Consider the following 21,803-nt stretch of genomic DNA (forward strand, 5'->3'; position numbering starts at 1 on the left):
TTCAGCTCCCGATTACTTGGCCGCGGCCGCGTCGTTCGCCGCGCCGCCGGCCGGTGCGGACTTGCCGCCGGCCGGTGCCGTGCCTGCCGTCGCTGCTGCCTTGGACGCGACCGCAGGTGCGCCTGGACGCACTTTCTGTACGCCTTCCACGATCACCTGGTCGCCCGCCGCCAGGCCGGACTTGACCAGCCACTTGTCGCCCAGCGTGCCGCCAGTGCGCAGCACGCGCTCTTCAACTACGCCCTGCTTGTTCAGCACCAGCGCGGTCGCTTCGCCTTTCGGATTGCGGGTTACTCCCTGCTGCGGCACAGCGATCGCATTCTGGTCGGTGCCGTTTTCCAGCACGGCGCGCACGAACATGCCCGGCAGCAGTTCATGCTTCGGGTTCGGGAACAGCGCACGCAGGGTCACGTTGCCGGTACCCGGGTCCACGCTGGCGTCGGCGAATTGCAGGCGGCCTTCCTGGGCATAGGTGCTGCCATCGGCCAGTTTCAGCGTTACGCGCGGCTGGCCGCCATTCTTTTTCAGGCTGCCGCTATCCATTTCGCGCTTCAGGCGCAGCAGCTCTTCGCTGGACTGGGTCACGTCCACATAGATCGGATCCAGCTGCTGCACGGTGGTCAGGGCATTGGCCTGGCCGGCGGTGACCAGCGCGCCCGGGGTCACGGTCGAACGGCTGATGCGGCCCGAAATCGGCGACGCGACCTTGGTGTATTCGAGGTTGATGCGCGCCGTGTCCAGCGCGGCCTGGGCGGCTTCCACTTCCGCCTTGGCCTGCTCGTTGGCGGCCACGGCGTCGTCGTAATCCTGTTTGCTCACGCCTTCGATCGCCACCAGTTCCTTGTAGCGCACCACTTTCGGCTGGCTGGCGGCCAGGTTGGCCTTGGCCTTCGACAGCGTCGCCTTGGCGGAGTTGTAAGCCGCCTGGTAGGTCGCCGCATCGATCTGGTACAGCGGCACGCCCTCTTCACGTCCGCGCCTTCGGTAAACAGGCGCTTCTGGATCAGGCCACCCACTTGCGGACGAACTTCGGCCACCTGGTAGGCGGCGGTGCGACCCGGCAGCTCGGTGACGATGGCCAGCGGCTCGGGGTTCACGGTGAACACGCCAACCTGCGGCGGCGGCATCTTGCCCTGCGCGCCGGCCTCGGATTGAGCGTGATCGCAACCTGCTACCAGCGCCGCAACGCCCAGCAGGATGAGACTTTTGTAAGTGTTTTTCATCGCAATAAGTTCCTTTCAGAACATAGAATGAACGATCATTCTAACTTAGTCAAGCGGTTTCTGACTTTCGGGTCATAAAAAACCCGCCTCATCGGCGGGTTATTTAGAACCAAGGGCAGAATCAAGTGTCAGGCACGTTGTGCCTGACACTAGCTTTAGGCCGTGGGTTTTGGCTTACTTCCAGTCGCCGCGCAGGGCACTTACGCGCTGGAACAGCAGTTCGGGAGTCACATCAACCGGCTCAACAGGTTGCCCCACGGCAAGAGCCAGCCGCGACCGGAACCCCTTGCGGAACGCCCGCTCGAGCAGATTGTCCTGGCTCCGGCTGAGCAAATGTCCCCAAAGCCCGCGCAGGGCCATCGGAATCACCGGCACCTGCGAGCGCTCGATGACCTTGGAAATGCCGCCTTCTGAACTCATTCATCTCGCCGTCTTGGTCAGCTTCCCTTCCGGAAAATGCAGACCAGTTCACCGTCGTGCAGGGCGTGGGCAATATCGACGAGCTTCTCCATCAGCCACGGGTCCTCGCTGGAGGGCGCGATCGGGATGGCTTTGGCCGTGCGGAAGATCCAGCCGAAGAACGGCATGTTGAAGATCTTGTGGTCGATCACGAAGCGGATGGGACGCGGGCTGGCGGCGCCGATCACGATCGCGTCCACATAGCTCACGTGGTTGCAGACCAGGACCGCGGCGCCCTCGTCCGGGATGCGGTCGGCATCGACGGTCTTCACCTTGTGCACGTGTGGATCAGCAGCCAGGCCAGGAAGCGCATCAGGAATTCCGGCACCAGCGAGAAGATAGACCGCGACCACGGCGTTCATGATGGCCGTGGCCAGGGACAGTTGCGGGATCGAGAGGCCCTGCCCCAGCAGCAGCAATCGCCACGCCGGCGGCCGCCACCATGAACAGCGCGTTCAGGATATTCATGCCGGCGATGGTGCGCGACAGGTGCTTCGGGTCGCAGCGCAGCTGGATCAGCGCGAACAGCGGCACGATCAAGAAGCCGCCGAAGATGCCAGCATGATTACGTCGAACACAATGCGCAGGGCGCCCTGCTGCGCCAGCAGGCCGAAGGCGTCAACGGCGGCGGTGCCGGTGAAGGCGACGCTGGCGAAGTAGAGATCCACGCCAAACACGGTGAGGCCGATGAGCCGAAGGGCACGAGGCTCAATTTCCACCTTGCGGCCGGAGAGTTTTTCCACAACAGCGAACCGGCGCCGATACCGAGCGAGAAGACCGTCAGCAGCAGCACGAACACGCTGTGGTCGCCTGCAGGTAGGTCATCGCGTAGACCGGGAACTGGGCCAGCACCATGGCGCCATAGAACCAGAACCAGGAGTTGCCCAGCATGGACAGGAAGACCGTGCGGTTCTTGCGACGAGTATTTGATATTGCGTGGATGTATCCGGAACTTCCAGTTTGATCTTCAGGTCCGGGCCCCGGCGCGGGTGTAACCGGAATGCGGTAGGCGGCAATCAGGCCAAGCACCGCGAAGCCCACGGTGGCTGCGGCCACGAAGGGAATGCCATAAGGCTTCTGCATCACGATCAAGTCGCCCATCACCTGCCCGAGCAGGATGCCGACGAAGGTACCCATTTCGTACCATGCCGTTGCCACCCGTGAGTTCTTCAGGCTTCAGCTGCTGCGGCATGTAGGGTATTTTAACGGGCCGAACAGCGTGGAGTGCGTGCCCATGCCGACGATGGCCAGGATCAGCAACCACAGGGTGTGCGTCAGCCAGCCGATGCCGGCCACGGTCATGATGCCGATCTCCAGCCACTTGATGAAGCGCGACAGCTGGGACTTTTCGACCTTTTCAGCAATCTGGCCGGAAGTGGCCGAGAACAGCACATACGGCAGGATGAACAGGCCGGGGATCATATTGGTGACCGTGGACGGCGACATGCTGGTCCAACTGGCGGCGTCGAAGGTCAGGATGACGATCAGCGCGGTCTTGAACAGGTTATCGTTGAAGGCGCCCAGGAATTGCGTCCAGAAGAAGGCGCGAAGCGGCGCTGTTTCAGCAGGGTGAACTGGCTGGCGTGGCTCATGATAGGTGCTGCGGCTTATGGAATTACCGACAACATACAGGACATTGTGCCTCGCGACAATATCCCGGCCCGCGGCCATGAGCCAGCTTAAATCTGCTGTTGCGTCTTGCGGAAAATCGGGCCGATGGTCAGCACCAGTACCGCCATGCGGCAGACGTGGAATGCCGTCACGATCGGCACGCCGAGGTGCAAGGTGCGCGCGGTAAGCGCCATCTCCGCGATGCCGCCCGGCGAGGTGGCCAGCACGGCGGTGCCGCCGTGGATACCCGCTGCCCAGGCGAGTAGCCCCGCGAATCCCGCCGCCAGCGACATGGCCACGACGTTGCAAACCGCAACGCTGGCCATGAAAACGGGCGCGGCGCGCAGGAATTCGGGCGAGAACCTGGTGCCCAGTGAAATGCCGATCGACAGCTGCCCTGCCCGCACCATCCACTCCGGCACGCTGCTCAGGTGGATGCCGCAGGCGGTGAGTGTCGCCGTCGCCAGCAGCGGGCCGATGACCCAGGCGTTTGGCACGCCCCTCTTCTTGAACAGCACCGCAACGATGCTCGTCAGCGCGATCAGGGCAAGCAGGCCGCCGAGGTGGACGCCCGATACCGCCGCCATCGATGCGGCCTTCGCGCCTGCAGCGGTCCCGGCGGCGATGGCGGCAGCGCTTGCGCCGCCTGGCTCAGGAAGCGCCGCCATGCCGTGCGCGCTCCAGTAGCGCACCGCGAACGGGATCGTCGCCACGACCATCATCACGCGCAGGCTGTGCGCGGCGGCTACGCGCTGCACGTCGCCGCCATGGCGCTCGCCCTGCACCGCCATTTCGGACGCGCCGCCCATTGCCATCGAAAAGAATGCCGTCGCGCGGTCGGTGCCGGTCAGCTTTTGCAGCAGTAGTCCGCACAGCCAGCCGAGGCCCAGCGCGAAAGCTACCGCCAGCGCGATATACCCGGCGCGTGACGCCAGCACGGCCAGCACCGGCGCCGTGAAGTAAGTCCCAGGGCTGTGCCGATCGCCCACTGCCCCGCTTCGCGTACGCGCACAGGGCTATGCAGATGCACGCCAGCGAGCCGCAGCGCAGCCGTGCCAAACAGCGGACCGATAATCCACGGCAGCGGCGTGTTCAGCCAGACGCACAACAGCGCCGCCGCCACGCCCACCACCAGCGCGCCGGCGAACGGCCAGCGCAGCGGGTGCCGCCAGAATCCCGCCGCCCCCATCGCCCTCAGCCAACCCGACCCGCGCTCCTGCGAGTCGCCTGGCGGCTCCGGCGCGGACGAACCACTTCCTGGCTGCTCGCCTTCGGGCGGCGAACCGCCCGCGGGATCGATCATCGGTCAGAAGACCCAGAGCTTGTCGGCCGGCAGCTGCAGCCAGTAGCTGCCTTCGTCCAGGCGATACTTCGAATAAGCGCGGACGCTCAAATCGCCGCGCTTGAACAGGCACTCGAGCGGTCGCCGAGGTACATGCAGGTGAACAGATCCAGCTGCAGCGCATTGTCGACCTGAGTGCTGCTGACCTTCACTTCTTCCAGGCGAATCAACGGAGCAATCTCGGAACCGACATTGCCGCGCGCCGTCGCATTCAGCTGCGTACCCGCCACCTCGATGCGCAAATTGGAACCGTCGCGGCTCAGCAGCTTGCCAGGGAAGCGGTTATTGCTGCCCATGAACTCCGCCGTGAACAGCGTATCCGGCGTTTCGTACATCGACTGCGGCGTCCCCCTGCTGCTCGATCTTGCCATTATTGAGCAGCAAAATACGGTCGGAAATGGCCATCGCCTCGTCCTGGTCGTGCGTGACCATCAGCGCCGACAAGCCAAGCCGCACGATCAGCTCGCGCAGGAAGGCCCGCGCCTCCTCGCGCAGCTTCGCATCGAGGTTGGACAAAGGCTCGTCCAGCAAAATCACAGGCGGGTTGTAGACCAGCGCCCGCGCGATCGCCACGCGCTGCTGCTGGCCCCCGGACAGCTGGTGCGGGTAGCGCTCGCCCAGGTGCCCTAGGCCAAGCTGCTTCAGCACCTCGGCAACGCGCGCAGCGATATCGTCCTTGCCCATCTTGCGCAGCTTCAGGCCATAAGCGACGTTTTCATTGACCGTCTTGTGCGGCCACAGCGCATAGGACTGGAACACCAGTCCCAGGTTGCGCTGCTCCGCCGGCATCTCGAAATTCTTCGAACCGTCGAACACGCGGCGCTCGCCGATCTCGATCGTGCCCTTGTTCGGGCTTTCCAGGCCGGCCACCGCGCGCAGCAGCGTGGTCTTGCCGGAGCCGGAGGGACCCAGCAGTGCAACCACCTCGCCCTTGTGCAAGTGCATCGAAACGCCCTTCAGGATCGGGTTGGCCGTCGCGCCGCTGCCATATTCCAGGTGCAGGTCATTGACGCTCAGTTCATTCATGGTCAGGTCTCGTTTCATGATAATCACTCAGTTATGCAGCTTGACGCCAAAGCGCAGCGCGATACCCAGGCCGATCGCCACCAGGGTAATGTTAATGAAGGACAGCGCCGCCACCAGGTCGGTCGAACCGCCCGCCCACAGCGACACCAGCATCGCGCCAATCACCTCGGTACCGGGCGACAGCAGATAGACACCGGTCGAGTACTCACGCTCGAAAATCAGGAAGATCATCAGCCATGCACCGAGCAGGCCGTATTTGATCAGGGGCACGGTCACGTCGCGGGTGACCTGGCCGCGCCGTGCGCCCACAGCGCGCGCCGCCTCTTCCAGCTCAGGGCCGACCTGCAGCAGCGCGGTCGAAATCAGGCGCATGCCGTATGCCATCCACACCACTGAGTACGCCAGCCACACGGCGAAGATGGTGGACTTCAGCGCACGCAGCGCAGGCACCAGCGAGCCGGAAATCCACATCGCCACCGCATTCTCCGAACCTTTCACCAGTCCATCCAGCCAGGAAGGCACGAACAGGAAGACCCACAGGAAAGCCAGGCCGGCCAGCAGGCCAGGAATGGCGCGCGGCACCAACACGCTGTAGTCCAGCAGGCGGGTGATCGTGTCCGGCTTGCGGTGCATTGCCAGAGCGATGAAGCAGTAGCAGAAGATCGCCAGGCCGCCGCCGATCACGCCGATCAGCACCGTATTGACAATCCCGCGGATCAGCGAAGGCTGCTCGAACACTTCACGGAAGTGCTGCAGGGTCAGCACGTCGGCCAGTTTCACGCCCTCGCCCCAGTACTGCACGAAAGAGCGCAGCGCAATGCCGGTCAGCGGCAGCACGATGGTGAAGATCAGCCATGCGGCCAGCAGTGCGAAAGCCAGCCATTTCCACTGTCCCAGCGGCATGGCCTTGGTGCGGGCGCCCTTGCCCTTGATGGACACATATTGTTGGCGGATCTTCAGCAGCCAGCGCTGCATCATCACCAGCGGCATCGTCACCGCCACCAGGCAAACCGCCACGGCGGCCATCAGGTGGTAGGACGGCGTGCCAAGCTTGTTGGTCAGCTTGTAAAGATAGGTCGGCAGCACCAGGTGGCCCTCAGGGTCGCCCAGCACCAGCACTAGGCCGAACACCTCGAAGCCGAGGAAGAACACCAGCACGCCGGCATAAGCCAGCGCCGGCATGATCATCGGCAGCGACACATTGAACATCACCTGCAGCGGCGAGGCGCCGGCCACGCGGGCCGCCTCTTCCACGTCCGAACCCAGCGACTTCAGCGCGGACGAGGCGTACAGGTACACGTGCGGCACGTGGGTCAGGCCCGCGATCACCACGATGCTGGTGAAGGAGTAGATATTCCAGGGCACGAAGCCGATCAGGTCCTTGGCCCAGGTCGAATAGAAGCCCACTGGGCCCATCGACACCACATAACCGAAGCCCATCACCATCGGCGACACGAAGATCGGCACCAGCAGCAGCGGCGCGATCCAGCCGCGTCCGGGCAGGTCGGTGCGGATCATCAGGAAAGCCAGCATACCGCCCAGCGGGACGGCAATTGCCGCCAGGCCGGCCGCCAGGATCAGGCCGTTCTTGAAGGCCATCGCGAAATCCGGATCGTCAAAGATGAACCGTAAGCTTCCAGCCCAACTCCTTGCCCGGCATGAAGAAAGGCGCCGAGAGGAAGCTCTGATAGAAGATCAGGAACAGCTGCAGGAAAATCGCTGATCGAGGTCAGTACGACGACCACGCCGCGCGGCCAGTTCAGGGCTGGCCGGCCCAGGGTTGCGGTATGCATGGACTACTCCATCACTTCTTGCCGGCCGTTCCTTTCCACTGCTTCAGGAAGGCCATGCGCTTGGCCGGGCCGAGGAACTGCAGCAGGATCGGGTGCACGGGCACGGGCTTGATCTCGTCCTGGCCGATCTGCTTGACCAGGTCGGCGGAAGTGGTTTCGCCCGTCACGTCGGCGCGGATCGCGTACAGCTTGGAGTTGTTGGCAATGACGGTCTGGCCGCGGTGGGACAGCATGTAACTCCAGCCACAGCTTGGCGGCGTTGACGTTCTGGCGCCTTCTGTTGATGAACACCACGCGCGACATCACCAGCGTGTAATCCTTCGGCAGCTGCACGCCAATCGAAGGATCGCTCGGCCCGCACCAGCGCGTAGGAACCAGCACGTTGTAGCCGATCAGGTTCTCGCCGGAGGAAGATACGCTCCATCATGGTGCCGGTGGAGGATTGCACGCGCACTTTCGCTTCGCCGAAGGCGTTTTCCAGTTCCTGGAATTTCGGATATTCGCGCGCATCCTGCGTCATGAACATGAAGCCGACGCCGGATTTCTCGATATCGCAGGTAGTGACCTTGTCCTTGAACTTGGGCTGCTTGATCAGGTTGACGAAGTCGGCGTGGGTCTGCGGCACTTCCTTGGCATTCGACCAGGCGCTTGTTGTAGACGATGGCGGCCGGCTCTAAGGTGGTGCCGTAAGCCTGATCGTCCCACACTGCCCAACCCGGGATCTTCGACGCTTCAACGGACTTGTACTTCAGCGCATAGCCATCGGAGGCGAGGCGCATCTGCAGGTCCATGGCGGAAGACCACACCACGTCGGCCGTGGCGCCGCCGGAAGCAACTTCGGAAAATGAAGCGGTTATAGACCTCGGTCGAGTTCATGTCGTTGTACTCGACCGTGATGCCCGGATAAGAGGGCGCTGAAAATCCTTGATCAGCGGCTGGGTGGCCTTGCTGTCGGTGGCGCCGATAGAGTACCAGCTTGCCTTCCTTCTTCGCCGCGTCAACGACCTTCTGGTAGTCGGCAGGGTAGCCCGCCGGCAGTTGCGCAAAAAGCGGGAGTCTGCAAACAGGCCTGCGGCAGCAGCCGCCACGGTCATCTTCATCTTCATTGGTGTCTCCTGAGAGGTTTTTCGTCAGCGCACCAGGCCAAGCTGGCTGGCGCGGCGGCCGAGTCGTCCACGGCCTTTTTCACATAATCGGTCAGCGCCCGCCCCGTCATGCTGAAGGGGAAGCCCGCCGCTTCGCGCAAGCGCGGAAAATCAGGGTCGGCCATCATGCGTTCGAGCGCTTGACCCACTGGGCGTAATCGGCATCTTCCACCTGGGGTCCCATCCACACGCCGCGGGATGACGGGCCAGACCACGTCGTAGCCCTGCTCGCGCGCAGTCGGAACATTCGCCAGCAGGCCCGGCAAACGCTGTTCGGACAGCACCGCCAGCACGCCGCACATTGCCGCCCGGCGCCATCAGGTGCGCTTCGGAGGCGTCGCCGGAGACCACGTGCACAGTTCGCCTGCAGCGCGGTGAAGGCCTCGCCGCCGCCCTCCAGCGCCACGAAGCGCAGCACTTTCGGATCGATGCCGGCCTGGCGCACCAGCAGCGCCACCTTCAGCCAGTCCTGGCTGCCGATGGTGCCGCTGACGCCGATCAGCACCTTGGACGGGTCGCGCTTCAGCGCCGCCACCAGTTCGCCCAGCGTTCTGTAGGGCGAATCGGCGCGCACGGCGATCATGCCGTAGTCGGCGCCCAGCGCCGCCACCCAGCGCACGTCCGCACGGTTTCACCTTGCCGAACTTGCCTGCGCCAGATCGAGCAGGGACCCGCCGGAAAAGGCGACCATCGTGTTGTGGTTGGCGCGGCGCTGCGATACCAGCGAGTGCCAGGCCACGGCACCGATGCCGCCGGGCAGGTAGCTGATGCGCAGCCGCTGCGGATCGTCCGAGGCCTTCAGCCCTTGCTGTACCAGCTTGCAGGTCAGGTCCACGGCGCCGCCCGGTTTGGACGGCACCATGCGACTCGGCGCCGGAAGCCAGCGCCGCGCCGCTCCAGGGTGGCGGCAAGCAGCAGGCGAGCAAGGGTTTTCATGGCTTAGAAGCGGTGCTGGATGCCGACCATCAGGCCGCGCCGGCTGTCGCCAAAGCCCGCATCGTCGCGCGACAGGCCGGTCAGCAGGCCGTGCTTGGCCTTGGTGTAACCGAGAGTCGCGTACAAGTCGGTACGCTTGGAGCCAGGTGGCGATAGCGCAGTACGTACATGATGGGGTCAGCATCCTTGCCCGCGGCAACGTTCTTGACATCGACATAATAGATCGCGCCGGTCACGGTGGCCTGCGGCAGCTTGTAGGCGACGCCGGTCCAGTAGGTGGTGGCTTTCACGTCCGCCGTGGCGGCCTTCCCGGCCTGCAGCTTGTAGTCGCGGCCCGCCAGCCAGAATTTGAAGGGACCCGTTTCGTAGTAACCGCCGGCGTGGATGGCCGTGGTTTCGTCGCGGTTGCCGGTGGCGGCGACAGTGTTGCCGTTGATGCGCTCATAGGTCAGCATCAGGCCCAGGCCCTCGGTTTCATAGCTGGTGGCCACGGCATACTTTGGCGCTGTCCGCAGCGCTGCCGGGGCTTTGCTCGCCGAAGGCATAGGTGGCGCCGTACTTGAAGGCGCCGGTGCTGCCGGAGTACTTGACCAGGTTGTCGAAGCCGGTGGTCATGCCGTACTTGCTTGGACCGGTGGCATTGCCGCTGGTGGCCCAGGAGTAGAACGGCGCGAAGCCCATCGGGTCGAAGCGGATCACCGTGTCATAGACACTGGTGAAGGAACGGCCGGCCACGATACGGCCCCAGTTGCCTTCCAGGCCCACATTGGCCTGGCGGCGGAACAGCGCGCCGTCGGAAGCGCCCGTATCCATCAGGATGCCGCCTTCCAGCTGGAACACGGCTTTGAGTCCGCCGCCCAGGTCTTCGGAGCCGCGCAGGCCCCAGCGGGGAAGTGTTCATGCCGCCGAGCTGACGCGGCTCAGGGTGCCCCGCCCGGTTTGGCGTCCGACGCGATATCGACGCCAACGTCGAGCAGGCCGTAGACTTGAACGTTGGATTGTGCGTGGGCTGCGCCGGCAGCGACGAGCGTCGCCGCGACGGCGAGCGTCATGGAAGTTCTTTCACAAGCTGTCTCCTGGGTTTATAGTTAGTTGTGCTGGATCTTGCTCTGGCACGCTTCAACTATAAAATCGTCAACCTTTCAATCGCCTTTCAGCCTACCCCCGATGCGCATACTTTTAGTGGAAGACCACACAGAATTACAACACTGGCTGTCGAAAGCGTTGCGCGATGCCCACCTGACGGTCGAATGTGCGGACAACGGCGCGGACGCGGATGCCCTGCTGCTGACCCAGGAGTATGGCCTGATCATCCTCGACCTGACCCTGCCGAAGATGGACGGGCTGGAAGTGCTGAAACGCCTGCGCGCCCGCGGCGGCAAGACGCCGGTGCTGATCCTGACCGCGCGCGGCGGCCTGGAAGACCGCGTCCAGGGCCTGAACCTGGGCGCGGACGACTACCTCGCCAAGCCTTTCGAACTGGTGGAGCTGGAAGCGCGCGTGAAAGCCTTGCTGCGCCGCAGCACGGGCAATGAAGCCCTGGTCTACGAATGCGGGGAACTGAAATTTGACACCATTACCCGCATGTTCAGCTACTACGGCCAGAGCCTGGCGCTCACGCCGCGCGAACATGCCGTCCTGGAAGCCCTGATTACGCGCGGCGGCAAGCCCGTGGCCAAGGAAAAGCTGTTCGACGAAGTCTTCGCCCTGGCGGACGACGCCAACCTTGATGCGATTGAGCTCTACATCCACCGCGTGCGCAAGAAGCTGGAAAGCACCGAGCCCGGCGCGGCGGCCATCACCACGCTGCGCGGCATCGGCTACCTGCTGCAGCCGCGCGAACCGAAAGCCTGATGGCAGCGTTGATCGACCGTCTGCGCACGCGCTGGCAGGCAGGCCCGCTGGGCAGCCTGCGCGGGGAGCTGCTGCGCTGGCTGCTGCTGCCGCTGATCCTGCTGGAGATTCTGAATACCGTGTCCGTCTACCGCAATGCGGTCGACGCGGCGGACCAGGCGTATGACCGCTCGCTGCTGGCATCGACGCGGGCGCTGGCCGAGCGGGTGTCGGTGGTGGACGGCCATGTGGTGGCCGATGTGCCCTATGTGGCGCTGGACAGCTTCGAGACCGATACGCTGGGGCGCATCTACTACAAGGTTACGGGCATCAAGGGCGAGACGGTGTCTGGATACGACGACCTGCCGGCCGTGCCGGCCAATGTACCGCGCTCGGAGAACTACCCTGCCCTGGTGCGCTTTTACCATGCCAACTACAACGGCCAGCCGATCCGCATCGCCGCGTTGCTGCAGCCGGTGTATGACGATTCGATGCGCGGCATTGCGCTGATCCAGGTCGGCGAAACGCTGGACGCGCGGCGCGGGCTGACCAACAAGATCCTGTTTGATACCATCGCCTGGCAGGCCAGCCTGGTGCTGGTGGCGGCCTTGCTGGTGTGGTTTGCCGTGCGGCTGGTGCTCAGCCCATTGATGCGGCTGCGGCATGAGGTGGAAACGCGTAGCGTCTCCGACCTGTCCGACCTGGACCCCACGCTGGTGCACAAGGAAGTGCGGCCGCTGGTGCAGGCGATGAATGCATCGATGTCGCGCATTCAGGAGCTGATTGCCAGCCAGCGCCGCTTCATTGCGGACGCGTCGCACCAGCTGCGTACGCCGCTCACGGTGCTGAAGACCCAGGCCGAACTGGCGCAGCGCGAGCTCGATCGCGGCGCCAACCTGCGTGAAATCGTCATGAGCATCGCCAACACCACGGACGCCACGGTGCACCTGGCCAACCGCCTGCTGATGCTGGCCCGTATCGAACATAGCGGCAACCACACGCCGGAGCCCGTGGCGCTGCGCGCGATGGTGCAGCAGGTGGCGCTTGAAATGGCCTTATCCGCCGTCAACCGCAATATCGACCTGTCGCTGGAAGGGGAAACCGAGGCCGAAGTCGCGGGACAGGCACTGCTGCTGCATGAGCTGGTGTCCAACCTGGTGGACAACGCCCTGCACTACACGCCGCAAGGCGGCAGCGTGGTGCTGCGTGTGGTGCGCTATGCCGAGCATATTGTGCTGGAAGTGGAAGACAGCGGGCCGGGCATCCCTGAAGCCGACCGCGATCGCGTATTCTCGCCCTTCTATCGCGCCGCCACGTCGATGCAGGCCAACCCGGGCGGCTCCGGCCTTGGCCTGGCCATCGTGCGCGATATCGCTGCACTGCACCACGCCACCGTCACGCTCCACAGCGGCGCTGGCGGACGCGGGCTGCTGGTGCGCGTCAGCTTTCCTGCGGCTGCGGCTTGACGGCGGCCGGGTGGCCGCTGAGCGGCAGCTCGGGCAGCATCAGCAGCGCCAGCAAGCCAAGTCCCACCATTACGCCGCCCGCCGCGAATACGCTGGCGATGGCGTGGCGATAGACCGCAACCTGCGCCGCGCCGGCCACGGTGGCCGCCGTGCTGCCATGCGCGCCGACCGCCGCCACGGCCTGGATGCCGTGCGCATGCAGCTGGCGCGCGAGAATGGCGCCCGAGCCGGTGACGCCCAGCAGGCCGCCCAGTGAGCGGAAGAAGGTCAGCATGGCCGTGCCCACGCCGCGGCGCGCCAGCGGCAGCGCGTTCTGCACGGCGATCGTCATGTTCGGCATCACCAGGCCAAGGCCCAGCCCCATCAGGAAGATGGCCGGCTCGATGACGAAGTAACCCAGCCCCTTCTCCATCGCCCACGCCAGCACGGCAAAGGCGATGGCCGCGGCGAGCAGGCCCGCCACCTGCACCATCTTGTACTTGCCCGACTTCGCCATCAGGCGCCGTTGAGGAAGGACGACAGCACCAGCCCCACCATCATCAGCACCGTCAGGATGCCCGACTGCGCTGGGCTGCTGCCCATCACCACCTGGAAGAACAGGGGGAAGAAGATGGTCGCGCCCATCAGGCCGGTGAAGGTCAGCGCCATCACGATGCTGGCGATATTGAACACGCGGCTGTGGAACAGGTCCGGTGGCAGAACGGGTTCGGCGGCGCTGCGCACATGGATGGCGAGGGCAATGCCCATGCCGGCGGCCAGCGCCAGGCAAACGTAGACTTGCGTGGAATCCCAGGCCCACTCGGTGCCGCCCATCGCCAGCACCAGCAGCAGCGCGGTCAACGAGCCTGTCAACAGCACGGAGCCCAGGTAGTCGATGCGGTGCGCGTGCTTGACCACCGGCTTGTGCAGCGAGCGTGCGATGGCCCAGAAGGCCAGCGCGCCGATCGGCAGGTTGACGTAGAAGATCCAGTGCCAGGACAGCCAGTCCGTAATCAGGCCGCCCACGACGGGACCGAGCACGCTGGTCACCGCGAACACGATCGGGATCATGCCCATGCGCTTGCCCCGTTCGGAAGGCGGCACCACGTCGCCGATGATGATCTGCGCCAGCGGCATGAAGCCGCCCGCACCTATGCCCTGGATCGCGCGGAACACGATCAGCTGCAGCATGTTCTGCGACAGGCCGCACAGGGCGGAACCGAGCAGGAAGATGCCCAGCGCCGCGAAGATCAGGGGTCGGCGCCCCGTACTGGTCCGCCATCTTGCCGTACAAGGGCATCGTGACCGTGGAGGCCAGCACATAGGCCGTCACCACCCACGACAGGTGCGCCATGCCGCCAAGATCGCTGACGATGCGGGGCAGCGCGGTCGAGACAATGCTCTGATCCAGCGCGCTCAGTCCGAGCACGGTCATCATGGCGAAATAGATGGCGCGGATTTCCGCTGCCGTGGTGGTGGCGCTTGCGTCCTGGGTCATTCTGCAATCTCCTTCAAGGGGCCGATGGCCGCGGCCAGCGCCGCCATCGCTTCCGGGGACAGGCGCGCGATGCGGCGCGCCATCCAGTCACGGCGCTGCTCGCGCAGCTCCTGTATCTTGCGCTCCCCTTGCGCGGGAGAGGCGCAGGCCAGAGCGGCGGCGGTCGGCCGGATCCACGCCGCAGCGCTCCACCAGTCCCGCCGTTTCCATCGCCTTTACGTGCGCGCTGATGGTCGGCCCGCTCACCTTCTCCATGCGCGCCAGCTCCGCCACGCCGATGCCGGGATGCTCGGCCAACGTCGCCATCAGGATGAACTGCGCCATTGGAATTTCATGTTCGATGATGCCTGCATCGCGACGCATCTCGCGCATCAGCATCTTCAGCGCCGTGCGCAACTCGTTCGCCAGCTCCAGCGCCTGCGGAGGAATGGATTGTTCTTGCATATAAAATAAATAGATAGCCTACCTACCCATCCTGCCACAATTCGGGGTCAGCTCTGTCATTCGGACACACGAACCAACTGTTTGATCTGGCTCAATACGCGAAAACGGATGTTTTGGCGTATTGATCTGCCTCAAATGGTAGCGCTGGCTGTCCGAAAGACAGAGCTGACCCCGAATGGGGGTGTGGACGGGAGGCAAGCAACAGAACGCGGCGAGGGGGCAATTTCACCTATGATGAATTGGATAACTTGCCCATCAAAACCCGACTGCGACGATGTTTACGAAGCTTTCTTTCCGCCAATTGCTGCTCGGCGTTTTCTTGCTGATTGCCCTGCTGCTCAGCGCAACGTCGGTTCATGCCCTGCTCACGCTCGACCGCCTGGCGGCGCATAGCCGGGAAATCGGGCGCGATGCGGTGATCCTGACGGCGAACGCGCAGCGGCTGGCCGAGCGCAGCGTGGCGATGGAGCGCAGCGCGCGCCAGTTCCTGGTGCTGGATGATCCGGCCTTCCGCGAGCGCTATCAGGATGCCTGGCGCGATGGACAGGCCGCGCTCGATGCGCTGGCCACAGGCTTGCCGCGCGCCGAGAGGGCGTCCTTCGAGGCCTGGCGCGAACATGGGGAGGCGGCGTGGAGCGCCATGCAGGTGCCGCGTTCGCGCCGCGCCGCGCGTCAGCAGATGCTGAATATGGCTCTCGTCGGCCTGCCCGCGATTAATGAAACCCTGGCCGACGAGGTCAAGCGCGAGGTCGATTACCGCAATAACCAGATCACGCTGGAACTGGAGAAGCAGCGCAGCGTGCTGACCGGCCAGGTGGTGGCGTCGATCGCCGTCGCCGCCGCATTGGCGCTGGGCTTCGGCATGTGGCTGTCGCGCCCCCTGGCGCAAATTGAGGACGCCATCGGGCAGCTGGGCGGCAGCCGCTATGACCGCGCCATCGAAGTCCAGGGTCCGGACGACCTGCGCCGGCTCGGCCAGCAGTTGAACTGGCTGCGCCAGCGCCTGGCCGACCTGGAGGCGGACAAGTCCCGCTTCCTGCGCCATATCTCGCACGAACTGAAAACGCCGCTGGCCGCGCTGGTGGAAGGCGTGTCCCTGCTGGAGGACGAGGTGGCCGGCCCGCTGGCGCCCAACCAGCGCGAGATCGCCGGCATCCTGCGCCAGAATACTGCCTCGCTGCAAACCCAGATAGAGGACCTGCTGCGCTACAACACGGCCAATTTCGAAGCCCAGCATCTGAATCGCAAGCCCCTCGACGCCACCGAGATGCTGCGCAAGGTGATCGACTCGCAACGCCTGCAATGGCAATCGCGCAACCTGGATGTCAGCGTCGAAGGACACTCCCCGCTGATCATGGCCGATGCCGACAAGCTGGCCGTCGTCACCGGCAACCTGCTGTCGAACGCCGTGCGCTTCAGCCCCGAAGGCGGCAATGTGCGCTTCAAGGTTGGCGAACATGCCGGCACGCTGCTGATCGACTGTGCCGACCAGGGTCCGGGTGTCGCCGCGACCGACGCCGAACATATCTTCGAGCCCTTTTACCAGGGCGAACGCCAGCCGCCCGGCGCACGCCGCGGCAACGGCATTGGACTGTCCATCGTACGCGAATACGTTAGCGCTCATGGCGGCACGCTGCAACTATTGCCCTCGATAGAAGGGGCCCACTTCAGGATTGAATTGCCTTATGAACGCTAAGAACTTATTGCCGCCGCTGCTGCTGTGCTCAGCCTGCGCGCTGCACCGGCCGCCCGAACCGGCGCCCTTGCCGACCATGGCGGCGCCGGTGGTGCACGCGCCGATCACCGTCATGCCGGCGCAGACCGACGAGGTCAGCCCGCTGCTGGCCTACCACCAATCCCTGCGCAAGATGACGCAGGGTGAGCTGATCAAGGAGATCAGCGGCCTTTCGCTGCAGCAGAAATCGCCGAAGAACCTGCTGCAGTCGGGCATGGCGCTGATGCTGACGCGCAGCCCCGGCGACCTGGCGCGCGCCCAGGCCCAGTTCGATGCGGTGGCCGGCGCCAGCGAAGCCGAAGCGGCGCCGCTGAAGCCACTGGCCCAGCTGCTTTCCAGCTACTGCACCGAGCAGCGCCGCCTGGCCGACCACGCGGACAAGCTGAACGCGCAGCTGAAGGAAGGCCAGCGCAAGAACGAGCAGTTGAACGATATGCTGGAAGCACTGAAGGCCATCGAACGCGGGCTGCCCGTGCGCCCATCCAGTGGCCCGTCGGCGGGGGTGAAATGATGGCGGCAGGTGCACATCTTCTGCTGGTGGACGATGATCCCGACCTGCTGCGGCTCCTGTCGATGCGGCTGGAGGCCAATGGCTACAAGGTGACGGGCGTGGACAGCGCGGAAGCGGCGCTGGCGCGCATCTCGATGGAGCTGCCGGCCATGGTGATCAGCGATATCCGCCTGCCCGGCCGCGACGGCATGGCCCTGTTCCAGCAAATCCGCAAGCAGTACCCTGCCCTGCCCGTGATCTTGCTGACCGCCCACGGCACCATCCCGGACGCGGTGGAGGCCACGTCACTGGGAGCCTATGCCTACCTGACCAAGCCTTTCGACGCCAAGGTGCTGCTGGACCGCATCGGCCAGGCCTTGAGCCTGAGCGCGCCCAGCGTGGTGCAGTCGCGCAGCGACGAGCACTGGCGCGAGGAAATCATCAGCCGCAGCCAGGCCATGGCCGAACTGCTGGCGGAGGCGAAGCTGGTGGCGGTGTCCGACGCCAGCGTGCTGATTCGGGCGAGAGCGGCACCGGCAAGGAGCTGCTGGCGCGCGCCATCCACCGCGCTTCACGCCGCGCCAAGGCGCCCTTCATTGCCGTCAATTGCGGCGCAATTCCGGAGCAGTTGCTGGAGTCCGAACTGTTCGGCCACGTGAAGGGTTCCTTCACGGGCGCCGTGAGCAGCCGCGAAGGCCTGATCCAGGCGGCGGACGGCGGCACTCTTTTCCTCGACGAGATCGGCGACATGGCCCTGCACCTGCAGGTCAAGCTGCTGCGCGTGCTGCAGGAGCGCGTGGTGCGCCAGGTGGGCTCGGACGCGGGCCGCCCGGTCGATGTGCGCGTGCTGTCCGCCACCCACCGCGACCTGGAACAGGCCATGCTGGAGGGCCAGTTCCGCGAAGACCTTTATTACCGCCTGAATGTGATCACACTGACGCTGCCGCCCCTGTCGCAGCGGCGCGAGGACATCGGCCTGCTGGCCACCCAGTTCCTGCAGATGCTGTCCGCCAAATACCAGAAGACGGTCAACGGATTCGCGCCGGATGCGTTGGAAGCATTGACGCGCGCCGCCTGGCCCGGCAACGTGCGCCAGCTGTACAACGTGGTGGAGCATGTATGCGCCCTGGCCACGGCGCCGCTGGTGCCGCTGACGCTGGTGCAGCGGGCGCTGCGCGTGCCCTCGCTGGAAGTGCTCAGCTATACGGAGGCCGAAGCAGCGCTTCGAGCGCAATTATCTGATCCAGCTGTTGAAGCTGACAGACGGCAATGTGGCCGACGCCGCCCGCCTGGCCGAACGCAACCGCACCGAGTTCTACCGCCTGCTGCAGAAGAACGACCTCGACCCCGCCCAGTTCCGCTCTGACGGACCAGCTGTCGCCGACGAGCGACAGGAATAGTCCTTTATAAATCAGCCACTTGTAACAAATGTTCGCAGACCTGTCGCTATTCGGCGACAGATTCTGTCCCTGGAGCATTGCTGGCTGGAATTATTATCAATTAACTCTTTGATTTTATTGACTTTGCAAGAGCTGGCACGGCAATTGCGATACCTTGGTCAACGTCCTAAGGCGTTTTCTTGTGAACCTTATTGGAGATAGACCCATGACGAGCACCAAACTGATCGCTTCCCTGATTACCGCTGCCACCCTGTCCGCAGCTTCGATGACGGCTTTCGCCCAGCAGGATGGCGCGATGGCCGGCGCTGTGGCGGCTACCAGCGATAGCGCGCTGGCTTCCAAGGTAAAGGCTGCGCTGGCTGACCAGAAGCAGATCAACGTGACGTCCAACCAGGGCGTGGTGGTTTTGAGCGGCAGCGTGGCCTCGACTGACGAGGGCACCAAGGCAATCCAGGCAGCTTCCGCAGTGGCCGGCGTGAAAGAGGTCAAGAGCGAACTGACCGTCGCGGCCAAGTAAAGTTCCCCCGTAGTACCCGCAGTAACGCAGCAAGCAGTACGTGAGAGAGTAGTAGAAGTACCTCCCCTTCGAGCGGGTGACACCTTCGGGTGCCGCCCGTTTTTTTTTCTTCAAAACCGGGAGAGGCTGGTGTCAGGCACTAAAGTGCCAGACACCTGTTCGAAGTCCGCGGCCCCAATCAGGTGGCTGGCACATCGTGCCTGCCACCAGGGTCTGGGGTGGGTTTAAGAAAGGTTCTCCAGGCGAATCTTGGTCACCTTGCCCACGACCGTAGCCAGCGCCTCCATCTTCGCAATCGCCGCCGCCACATTCTTCTCCTGCGTCTGGTGCGTCAGCATGATGATATCGGTGTGGGTTTCGCCCTCGGCCGGCTCCTTCTGCATCATGGCATCGATCGAGATCGAGCCGTCGGCCAGGATGCGGGTCAGCTCGGCCAGCACGCCCGGCTGATCGGCCACGTGCATGCGCAGGTAGTAGCTGGTGGTGATCTCGGACATCGGCAGGATCTGGATGTCGGTCAGCGCGTTCGGCTGGAAGGCCAGGTGCGGCACGCGGTGTTCCGGATCGGCGGTGGCCAGGCGGGTGATATCGACCAGATCCGCGATCACGGCCGAAGCGGTCGGCTCGGAGCCGGCGCCCTTGCCGTAGTACATGGTGGCGCCGATGGCGTCGCCCTGCACCAGCACCGCGTTCATTGCACCTTCCACATTGGCGATCAGGCGCTTGGCCGGGATCAGCGTCGGGTGCACGCGCAACTCGATACCTTCCGAGCCGTTGACGCGGGCGCGCTTGGCGATGCCCAGCAGCTTGATGCGGTAGCCCAGCTGCTCGGCGTACTTGATGTCCGCCGCTTCCAGCTTGGTGATGCCTTCCACATAGGCCTTGTCGAACTGCACCGGGATGCCGAAGGCGATGGCGGACATGATGGTCGCCTTGTGCGCCGCATCCACGCCCTCGATATCGAAGGTCGGATCGGCTTCTGCATAGCCCAGGCGCTGCGCTTCCTTCAGCACGGTGTCGAAGTCCAGGCCCTTGTCGCGCATCTCGGACAGGATGAAGTTCGTGGTGCCGTTGATGATGCCGGCGATCCATTCGATGCGGTTGGCGGTCAGGCCTTCGCGCAGCGCCTTGATGATAGGGATGCCGCCTGCAACGGCAGCCTCGAAGGCCACCATCACACCCTTCGACTGGGCGGAGGCGAAGATTTCATTGCCGTGCGTGGCCAGCAGCGCCTTGTTGGCGGTAACCACGTGCTTGCCGTTGGCGATGGCTTTCAGCACCAGCTCCTTGGCTACGCCGTAGCCGCCAATCAGCTCGATGACGATGTCGATTTCAGGGTCGTTGACGATCTCATTGCCGTCCGCAACCACTTTGACGTTGCCGCCGGTGATTTCCTGGGCGCGTGCGGTGTTCAGGTCCGCCACGGCCACGATTTCGATGCCGCGGCCGGCGCGGCGCATAATCTCTTCCTGGTTGCGCGACAGAACGTTGAAGGTGCCCGCACCTACGGTGCCTATGCCTAACAGGCCAACTTTGATGGGTTTCATAAATCTCGTTATCTATTGTGATCGGTTTCAGCCCTGCCCGTGGCGCTTGCGGTAGCCTTCCATGAAGCGCGCAATCTTGCCGAATGCGTCCGTCATGTCGTCCGTGTTCGGGAGGAACACGACGCGGAAGTGGTCTGGCGTATGCCAGTTGAAGCCCGTGCCTTGCACGATCAGGACCTTGGTTTCAGCCAGCAGGTCATATGCGAATTGCTGGTCGTCCGCGATCGGGTAGATCTTCGGATCGAGGCGGGGGAACATGTACAGCGCCGCTTTTGGCTTGACCACGCTAACGCCCGGAATCTCGGTCAGCAGCTGGTATGCCAGGTCGCGCTGCCGCAGCAGACGCCCGCCGGGGCCCACCAGATCGTTGATGCTCTGGTAGCCGCCGAGTGCAGTCTGGATCGCAAACTGCCCCGGTGCATTGGCGCAAAGGCGCATCGAGGCCAGCATGTTCAGGCCTTCGATATAGTCCTTCGCGTGTTTCTTTTCGCCCGAGAGCACCATCCAGCCGGCGCGGTAGCCGCAGGAACGGTAGCTCTTGGACAGGCCGTTGAAGGTCACGCACAGCACATCTTCGCACAGGGCGGCGATGGAGGTGTGGGTGTGGCCGTCGTACAGCACCTTGTCGTAAATTTCGTCGGCGTAGATGATCAGCTGGTGCTGGCGCGCCAGTTCGATAATCTGCAGCAGTACCTCGTCCGGATACAGGGCGCCGGTCGGGTTGTTGGGGTTGATGACCACGATCGCCTTGGTATTGGGCGTGATCTTCTTGCGCATGTCCTCGATGTCGGGGTACCAGTCCTGCTGCTCGTCGCAGATATAGTGCACCGGGCGGCCGCCGGACAGGGACACCGCCGCCGTCCACAGCGGATAGTCGGGCGCCGGCACCAGCACCTCGTCGCCGTTGTTCAGCAGCGCGTTCATGGACATCACGATCAGCTCGGAGGCGCCATTGCCCAGGTAGATGTCGTCGATCGCCACCCCGGCGATGTTCTTCGCCTGGGTGTAGTGCATGACCGCCTTGCGCGGGGCGAACAGGCCCTTGGAATCGGTGTAACCCGCCGCGTTGGGCAGGTTCATCATCATGTCGTGCACGATCTCATCCGGCGGATCAAAGCCAAACGGCGCCATATTGCCGATGTTCAGCTTGGTGATCCTGTGGCCCTCTTCCTCCATCTGGCGGGCCTTCTCAGGCACCGGGCCGCGGATTTCATAGCAAACTTCGTTGAGCTTGTTCGATTTCTGAACCGGTCGCAAAATCAATCCCTTACATGTCCATGCTGCATTGCGAAAATACCCATTCTGCCGAAAGCTCTTCATTTAGGCAACCATGGAAAGCTTCTTGCAAGGGAAAACGAT

At 64.0% G+C, this 21,803-nt stretch carries 20 protein-coding genes and 6 pseudogenes; 7 read left to right on the forward strand and 19 right to left on the reverse strand.

Annotated features, from left to right (window positions below; genetic code table 11):
- Nucleotides 1–12: 12 nt before the first annotated feature.
- The 4 genes and pseudogenes from ACHMW6_RS25990 to ACHMW6_RS26005 form a co-directional block, all read right to left on the reverse strand.
- Nucleotides 13–1,223, reverse strand: a pseudogene (locus ACHMW6_RS25990) (efflux RND transporter periplasmic adaptor subunit).
- A 174-nt stretch (nucleotides 1,224–1,397) separates the two neighbouring features.
- Nucleotides 1,398–3,274, reverse strand: a pseudogene (locus ACHMW6_RS25995) (MFS transporter).
- Between the two features lie 87 nt (nucleotides 3,275–3,361).
- A complete protein-coding gene (locus ACHMW6_RS26000) occupies nucleotides 3,362–4,282 on the reverse strand; it encodes an AbrB family transcriptional regulator (RefSeq protein ID WP_395401188.1) in 921 nt (306 codons plus the stop codon).
- On the reverse strand, nucleotides 4,192–4,425 hold the full coding sequence (locus ACHMW6_RS26005; protein ID WP_395408715.1) for an AbrB family transcriptional regulator: 234 nt from the start codon (nucleotides 4,423–4,425) through the stop codon (nucleotides 4,192–4,194). The genes ACHMW6_RS26000 and ACHMW6_RS26005 overlap by 91 nt, the downstream gene beginning before the upstream one ends.
- Here ACHMW6_RS26005 and ACHMW6_RS26010 point away from each other — a divergent pair.
- Entirely contained in the window at nucleotides 4,346–4,642 is a 297-nt protein-coding gene (locus ACHMW6_RS26010; RefSeq protein WP_395408799.1) for a hypothetical protein, read from the forward strand. The two genes, ACHMW6_RS26005 and ACHMW6_RS26010, sit on opposite strands and share 80 nt — an antisense overlap.
- Here ACHMW6_RS26010 and ACHMW6_RS26015 read toward each other — a convergent pair.
- The 10 genes and pseudogenes from ACHMW6_RS26015 to ACHMW6_RS26060 form a co-directional block, all read right to left on the reverse strand.
- Nucleotides 4,600–5,661: pseudogene (locus ACHMW6_RS26015) on the reverse strand (ABC transporter ATP-binding protein). The gene ACHMW6_RS26010 and the pseudogene ACHMW6_RS26015 overlap by 43 nt on opposite strands.
- Nucleotides 5,662–5,688: 27 nt before the next feature.
- Nucleotides 5,689–7,454: pseudogene (locus ACHMW6_RS26020) on the reverse strand (ABC transporter permease).
- Between the two features lie 11 nt (nucleotides 7,455–7,465).
- A pseudogene (locus ACHMW6_RS26025) lies at nucleotides 7,466–8,560 on the reverse strand (ABC transporter substrate-binding protein).
- A complete protein-coding gene (locus ACHMW6_RS26030; RefSeq protein WP_395401190.1) occupies nucleotides 8,557–8,727 on the reverse strand; it encodes a hypothetical protein in 171 nt (56 codons plus the stop codon). The pseudogene ACHMW6_RS26025 and the gene ACHMW6_RS26030 overlap by 4 nt, the downstream one beginning before the upstream one ends.
- Nucleotides 8,724–9,218 (reverse strand): hypothetical protein, encoded by a 495-nt coding sequence (locus ACHMW6_RS26035; RefSeq protein WP_395401192.1) that lies wholly within the window; start codon nucleotides 9,216–9,218, stop codon nucleotides 8,724–8,726. The genes ACHMW6_RS26030 and ACHMW6_RS26035 overlap by 4 nt, the downstream gene beginning before the upstream one ends.
- 12 nt (nucleotides 9,219–9,230) lie before the next feature.
- Nucleotides 9,231–9,461, reverse strand: a complete 231-nt coding sequence (locus ACHMW6_RS26040; RefSeq protein WP_395401193.1) for a hypothetical protein — start codon at nucleotides 9,459–9,461, stop codon at nucleotides 9,231–9,233.
- 77 nt (nucleotides 9,462–9,538) lie between these two features.
- Nucleotides 9,539–9,661 (reverse strand): hypothetical protein, encoded by a 123-nt coding sequence (locus tag ACHMW6_RS26045; protein ID WP_395401195.1) that lies wholly within the window; start codon nucleotides 9,659–9,661, stop codon nucleotides 9,539–9,541.
- Nucleotides 9,616–10,026, reverse strand: coding sequence for a porin (locus ACHMW6_RS26050; RefSeq protein ID WP_395401197.1), 411 nt, complete (start codon nucleotides 10,024–10,026; stop codon nucleotides 9,616–9,618). Before ACHMW6_RS26050 ends, ACHMW6_RS26045 begins: the two co-directional genes overlap by 46 nt.
- Nucleotides 10,010–10,375, reverse strand: coding sequence for a porin (locus ACHMW6_RS26055; RefSeq protein WP_395401199.1), 366 nt, complete (start codon nucleotides 10,373–10,375; stop codon nucleotides 10,010–10,012). Before ACHMW6_RS26055 ends, ACHMW6_RS26050 begins: the two co-directional genes overlap by 17 nt.
- An 80-nt stretch (nucleotides 10,376–10,455) precedes the next feature.
- Nucleotides 10,456–10,587: a porin gene (locus ACHMW6_RS26060; RefSeq protein ID WP_395401201.1), complete on the reverse strand. Its 132-nt coding sequence runs from the start codon at nucleotides 10,585–10,587 to the stop codon at nucleotides 10,456–10,458.
- Between the two features lie 115 nt (nucleotides 10,588–10,702).
- Between ACHMW6_RS26060 and ACHMW6_RS26065 the strand changes: the two genes are divergently transcribed.
- Complete coding sequence (locus tag ACHMW6_RS26065; RefSeq protein WP_395401203.1) at nucleotides 10,703–11,389, forward strand: response regulator; 687 nt, start codon at nucleotides 10,703–10,705, stop codon at nucleotides 11,387–11,389.
- The gene (locus ACHMW6_RS26070; RefSeq protein WP_395401206.1) at nucleotides 11,389–12,834 is read left to right on the forward strand and encodes a sensor histidine kinase; all 1,446 of its coding nucleotides are present in this window, start codon (nucleotides 11,389–11,391) and stop codon (nucleotides 12,832–12,834) included. The genes ACHMW6_RS26065 and ACHMW6_RS26070 overlap by 1 nt, the downstream gene beginning before the upstream one ends.
- Here the strand turns inward: ACHMW6_RS26070 and ACHMW6_RS26075 are convergent.
- The 3 genes from ACHMW6_RS26075 to ACHMW6_RS26085 form a co-directional block, all read right to left on the reverse strand.
- Nucleotides 12,809–13,330, reverse strand: a complete 522-nt coding sequence (locus ACHMW6_RS26075; protein WP_395401208.1) for a hypothetical protein — start codon at nucleotides 13,328–13,330, stop codon at nucleotides 12,809–12,811. The genes ACHMW6_RS26070 and ACHMW6_RS26075 overlap by 26 nt on opposite strands.
- Nucleotides 13,330–14,136: an MFS transporter gene (locus tag ACHMW6_RS26080; protein ID WP_395401210.1), complete on the reverse strand. Its 807-nt coding sequence runs from the start codon at nucleotides 14,134–14,136 to the stop codon at nucleotides 13,330–13,332. The genes ACHMW6_RS26075 and ACHMW6_RS26080 overlap by 1 nt, the downstream gene beginning before the upstream one ends.
- A gap of 262 nt (nucleotides 14,137–14,398) precedes the next feature.
- Complete coding sequence (locus tag ACHMW6_RS26085; protein ID WP_395401212.1) at nucleotides 14,399–14,755, reverse strand: MarR family winged helix-turn-helix transcriptional regulator; 357 nt, start codon at nucleotides 14,753–14,755, stop codon at nucleotides 14,399–14,401.
- A 274-nt stretch (nucleotides 14,756–15,029) separates the two neighbouring features.
- Between ACHMW6_RS26085 and ACHMW6_RS26090 the strand changes: the two genes are divergently transcribed.
- The 4 genes and pseudogenes from ACHMW6_RS26090 (at nucleotide 15,030) to ACHMW6_RS26105 (ending at nucleotide 18,897) form a co-directional block, all read left to right on the forward strand.
- Nucleotides 15,030–16,451, forward strand: a complete 1,422-nt coding sequence (locus ACHMW6_RS26090) for an ATP-binding protein (RefSeq protein ID WP_395401214.1) — start codon at nucleotides 15,030–15,032, stop codon at nucleotides 16,449–16,451.
- Complete coding sequence (locus ACHMW6_RS26095; protein WP_395401216.1) at nucleotides 16,441–17,001, forward strand: hypothetical protein; 561 nt, start codon at nucleotides 16,441–16,443, stop codon at nucleotides 16,999–17,001. The genes ACHMW6_RS26090 and ACHMW6_RS26095 overlap by 11 nt, the downstream gene beginning before the upstream one ends.
- A pseudogene (locus ACHMW6_RS26100) lies at nucleotides 16,998–18,380 on the forward strand (sigma 54-interacting transcriptional regulator). Before ACHMW6_RS26095 ends, ACHMW6_RS26100 begins: the two are co-directional and overlap by 4 nt.
- 205 nt (nucleotides 18,381–18,585) lie before the next feature.
- On the forward strand, nucleotides 18,586–18,897 hold the full coding sequence (locus ACHMW6_RS26105; protein WP_395401218.1) for a BON domain-containing protein: 312 nt from the start codon (nucleotides 18,586–18,588) through the stop codon (nucleotides 18,895–18,897).
- 224 nt (nucleotides 18,898–19,121) lie between these two features.
- On the opposite strand, the gene ACHMW6_RS26110 is transcribed toward ACHMW6_RS26105, so the two are convergent.
- Both ACHMW6_RS26110 and ACHMW6_RS26115 read right to left on the reverse strand, forming a co-directional pair.
- Complete coding sequence (locus ACHMW6_RS26110) at nucleotides 19,122–20,444, reverse strand: homoserine dehydrogenase (protein ID WP_395401220.1); 1,323 nt, start codon at nucleotides 20,442–20,444, stop codon at nucleotides 19,122–19,124.
- Nucleotides 20,445–20,471: 27 nt separating this feature from the next.
- Complete coding sequence (locus ACHMW6_RS26115) at nucleotides 20,472–21,701, reverse strand: pyridoxal phosphate-dependent aminotransferase (RefSeq protein WP_395401222.1); 1,230 nt, start codon at nucleotides 21,699–21,701, stop codon at nucleotides 20,472–20,474.
- Nucleotides 21,702–21,803 lie beyond the last annotated feature (102 nt).

The organism is Pseudoduganella sp. UC29_106 (genome assembly GCF_044055365.1).
GTDB lineage: Bacteria > Pseudomonadota > Gammaproteobacteria > Burkholderiales > Burkholderiaceae_D > Rugamonas.

Coding starts and splice junctions, on each gene's coding strand:
- ACHMW6_RS26030 (WP_395401190.1), bottom strand. CDS start 8,727: ATGATGGCCGACCCTGATTTTCCGCGCTTGCGCGAAGCGGCGGGCTTC.
- ACHMW6_RS26040 (WP_395401193.1), bottom strand. CDS start 9,461: ATGGTGCCGTCCAAACCGGGCGGCGCCGTGGACCTGACCTGCAAGCTG.
- ACHMW6_RS26060 (WP_395401201.1), bottom strand. CDS start 10,587: ATGACGCTCGCCGTCGCGGCGACGCTCGTCGCTGCCGGCGCAGCCCAC.
- ACHMW6_RS26065 (WP_395401203.1), top strand. CDS start 10,703: ATGCGCATACTTTTAGTGGAAGACCACACAGAATTACAACACTGGCTG.
- ACHMW6_RS26070 (WP_395401206.1), top strand. CDS start 11,389: ATGGCAGCGTTGATCGACCGTCTGCGCACGCGCTGGCAGGCAGGCCCG.
- ACHMW6_RS26075 (WP_395401208.1), bottom strand. CDS start 13,330: ATGGCGAAGTCGGGCAAGTACAAGATGGTGCAGGTGGCGGGCCTGCTC.
- ACHMW6_RS26080 (WP_395401210.1), bottom strand. CDS start 14,136: ATGTGCTGGCCTCCACGGTCACGATGCCCTTGTACGGCAAGATGGCGG.
- ACHMW6_RS26085 (WP_395401212.1), bottom strand. CDS start 14,755: ATGCAAGAACAATCCATTCCTCCGCAGGCGCTGGAGCTGGCGAACGAG.
- ACHMW6_RS26090 (WP_395401214.1), top strand. CDS start 15,030: ATGTTTACGAAGCTTTCTTTCCGCCAATTGCTGCTCGGCGTTTTCTTG.
- ACHMW6_RS26095 (WP_395401216.1), top strand. CDS start 16,441: ATGAACGCTAAGAACTTATTGCCGCCGCTGCTGCTGTGCTCAGCCTGC.
- ACHMW6_RS26105 (WP_395401218.1), top strand. CDS start 18,586: ATGACGAGCACCAAACTGATCGCTTCCCTGATTACCGCTGCCACCCTG.
- ACHMW6_RS26110 (WP_395401220.1), bottom strand. CDS start 20,444: ATGAAACCCATCAAAGTTGGCCTGTTAGGCATAGGCACCGTAGGTGCG.